Annotated in this window: 2 protein-coding genes; both read left to right on the forward strand. The window is 68.9% G+C overall.

Going from position 1 to position 3,063, the window contains the following annotated elements:
• Nucleotides 1-504: 504 nt before the first annotated feature.
• Nucleotides 505-2,409: an acyl-CoA dehydrogenase gene (locus HOP12_07330; GenBank protein ID NOT33967.1), complete on the forward strand. Its 1,905-nt coding sequence runs from the start codon at nt 505-507 to the stop codon at nt 2,407-2,409.
• A 166-nt stretch (nt 2,410-2,575) separates the two neighbouring features.
• Nucleotides 2,576-3,063: hypothetical protein (locus HOP12_07335; GenBank protein NOT33968.1), on the forward strand; the 488-nt coding region annotated here is incomplete at its 3' end.

Consider the following 3,063-nt stretch of genomic DNA (forward strand, 5'->3'; position numbering starts at 1 on the left):
CCTTCTGCGCGCCGCGGGCAGCACGACCGAGGTGAGGATCGCGGCGATCACGCCGGGCAGCATCAGCTTCCGCAGGGTGGATCCCGCGGCGCGCAGAAGGTTCATCACAGGCTCCTCGGTAATTGGCTCCCGGCGCGAAGCGCCGGAGGGCCCGATCGTCCGGGCGTCCGCGAGAAGTCGTGACGAGTGGCGCGGCCCGGTCGGCGGGAGGGGTCTGAAGTCAGCCTCGAGCGGGGAGGACCCGGCCGAGGGGCGCGGAACCATAGCCGATCGGATGGTGGGGTCACAAGATCACGGCGCGCCACATCACATCATCAACGGGACACCGCAACCCGCACCGTGCGGTCGACCGACATCCATCGAAACATCGGGGCACTTGACACGCTCGTGCCGGCCGGTTGTCGCGGCTCTCAGGCGGGGCTAACCTGCGGCCGATAACCGAAGCGGCCCGGCGGCCCGCGTCCGCTTCTTCGATTTCGTCACCTTCCCAACGAGTCACGCGCCATGAGCGAGAGCAAGTCGACTTCCCACGTCAGCGAACTCGAAGCCCGCGCAGTCGCGGAGGCATCGCGGGAAACCGAGTGGAGCGCGCCGTCGTTCGTGCGCGAGTTGTTCCTCGGCAATCTCGACTTGAGTCTCATCCATCCGTATCCCGGGCCGGATCCGGAGGAGCAGCAGCGGGCTGCCGAGTTCACCGCCCGACTCACCCGCTTCCTCGAAACGGAAGTCGATCCCGAGCGGATCGAGCGCGAAGCGAAGATTCCCGCCACCGTGATCGACGGGCTGCGGGCGCTTGGCGCTTTCGGCATCAAGATCCCGCGCGAGTACGGCGGGCTCGGACTGTCGCAGTACAGCTATGGTCGCGCGATGTCGCTGGTCGGCACCCGCCACAGCGCGCTGGTCGCGCTGCTGTCGGCGCATCAGTCGATCGGCGTGCCGCAGCCGCTCAAGCTATTCGGCACCGAGGAACAGAAGAAGCGCCTGCTGCCGAGGCTCGCGCGCGGAGCGATCTCCGCTTTCGCGCTCACCGAGCACGACGTGGGCTCCGATCCCGCACGCATGTCGACGACCGCGGTCCCGACTTCCGACGGTACCGGCTACGTGCTCAACGGCGAGAAGCTGTGGTGCACGAACGGCGCGATCGCGGAGTTGCTGGTGGTCATGGCCCGCACCCCCGGCAAGCCCGGCAAGCCGGGTCCGATCTCGGCGTTCATCGTCGAGGCGAACTCGCCCGGCATCGAGATCGTCCACCGTTGTGAGTTCATGGGGATTCGCGGCATCGAGAACGCGGTGCTGCGCTTCACGAACGTTCACGTTCCGAAGGACAACCTGCTGTGGGGCGAGGGGCGGGGACTGAAGCTCGCACTCGTCACGCTCAACACCGGGCGCCTCACCCTGCCGACCACCTGCGCGGGCGCAGGGAAGTGGTGCATTCAGGTGGCTCGCCAGTTCGCGGCCGAGCGCGTGCAGTGGGGCCGGCCGGTCGGGCAGCACGAGGCGGTCGCTCAGATGATCGGAGACATGACGGCGCGCACTTACGCGATGGAGGCGATCGCCGACCTGAGTTCGCTGCTCGGCGATGCGGGCAAGAGCGACATCCGGCTCGAGGCCGCGATCGCGAAGCTTTGGAACAGTGACGTCGCGTGGGAAATCGCCGACGCGACGATCCAGGTACGCGGCGGCCGCGGCTACGAGACCGCACGATCGCTCGGAGCGCGTGGCGAGGCGCCGATTCCACTCGAACAGCTGCTTCGCGACCTGCGCATCAATCGCATTTTCGAGGGCACGAACCAGGTCATGCGCCTGTTCATCGCCCGGGAGGCGCTCGATCAGCACCTGAGCACCGCCGGCGACGTCGTGATGCCGGGAGTGCCGATCGGCAGGCGGCTGGCGGGGCTGGTGCGCGCCGGCCTCTTCTATAGCTGGTGGTATCCGAGCCGCTGGTTCTCGTGGGGCCGCTGGCCTCGCTATTCCGAGTTCGGCGCGCTGGCCGGTCACCTGCGCTGGGTGCACCGCACCTCGGCGCGACTGGCGCGTCAGCAGTTCCACCTCATGGTGTTGAACGGCCCCGCACTCGAGAAGAAGCAGGCGCAGCTGTTCCGCTGCGTCGACATCGGCGCCGAGCTGTTCGCGATGTCGGCGATCTGCGTGCGGGCACATGCAGACCAGAAGCGGCAGCCCCAGGACCGTACCCCGTCGCAGCTTGCGGACGTGTTCTGCCGCCAGTCGCGCATGAAGGTCGAGAACCTGTTCGAGGCGTTGCGTTCGAATGCCGACCCCGAGGTCTATCAGGTCGCGCGCGACGTGCTCGACGGCAAGTACGCGTGGCTCGAGGACGGCATTCTCGACGCCCCGCGCGCGGCGCCGCCCGGTGAGACTCCCTCTCGAGTGGCGGCGGCAGGCAACTGAGGGCCCATTGCCCTCGGCCGCGGGGTCGGGCACAATGCCGCGCCTAAGCCCCGCCAGGGAGGCGGGTACCGCCCCGGCGCGGCCTTTCGCGCCGGCCGCGCGCGTCGGAGGGAGCCGGGCTCCGCTCCCCGCGCCCATCTGAGTCAGGGAACCGACCGACCCCACTTTGTCCGCCCGCATCTCCAACGACCGCCGCCGTCACGTACTCGCGCTGCTGCTCGCAGCGTTCGGGGTGCTCACGGCCGTGAGTCTGGCGACCTATCAGGCACCGCTGCCGTTCGCATCGCCGTGGAGCGCTCCGAATGCGTGCGGACCCGTGGGCGCGTTGCTCGCCTATTCGCTGGTCTGGACGTTCGGGTACGCCGCCGCATTCGGGGTGCCGTTGCTGGCCTTCGGGTGGAGCTGGAATCGGGCCCGGCGCGGTGAGGTGCGCGGGCTGCTCGTGCGCAGCGCCATCGGCGGGCTGCTTGCCTTCGAGATCTGCACGCTCCTGGGACTGGGCGCACTCGATCGCTGGCGCTGGTCGGGCGGCTGGGGGGTGGCGTTCGCGCTCGCACTGCACTCGGCGCTCGGTGCGATCGGCTCCTGGATCGTGGGGGGGACGCTGTTCTTCGCCACGGCCCTGGTGGCTTCGGAGCTTGGCTTCCATTGGAT

The sequence above is a fragment of the Candidatus Eisenbacteria bacterium genome, from assembly GCA_013140805.1.
GTDB lineage: Bacteria > Eisenbacteria > RBG-16-71-46 > RBG-16-71-46 > RBG-16-71-46 > JABFRW01.